Origin of the sequence: Pseudoalteromonas sp. bablab_jr011 (assembly GCF_016464045.1) — a bacterium.
GTDB lineage: Bacteria > Pseudomonadota > Gammaproteobacteria > Enterobacterales > Alteromonadaceae > Pseudoalteromonas > Pseudoalteromonas lipolytica.
In genome coordinates this window covers 1-276 of record NZ_JACDWU010000103.1, presented here as the reverse complement: position 1 = coordinate 276, position 276 = coordinate 1, and the positions used below count along the sequence as shown (strand labels likewise).

Sequence of the window (276 nt, the reverse complement as noted above, 5' to 3'; positions counted from 1 at the left end):
GTTGCGGCATTGCCTCTTTGCTTTTCTCTTTGCCAAGTATTCTTGGTATAAAGGATCAAAAGGCGTAGCTTCACTCCTGATTTTCACATGTCTCTCTATTGGCACCTTAGCTATTTGAAATAGATTAAACTGACAATCCATGTTCATGCTCTTCTGCCAACCGTGAAATTGCCATTGGCCTCGACGGTTGATAAAGTACTTCATGGCGATCCAAGTTTTTGATTTTGTTGGATGACGCCTTTTAGCCCAATGCCATAACGCTAGAAATAGTTTGTG

At 41.3% G+C, this 276-nt stretch carries 1 pseudogene; it reads right to left on the bottom strand.

The features are described from left to right. Positions 1 to 276, bottom strand: a pseudogene (locus JIG41_RS22690) (group II intron reverse transcriptase/maturase); the annotation flags it as partial.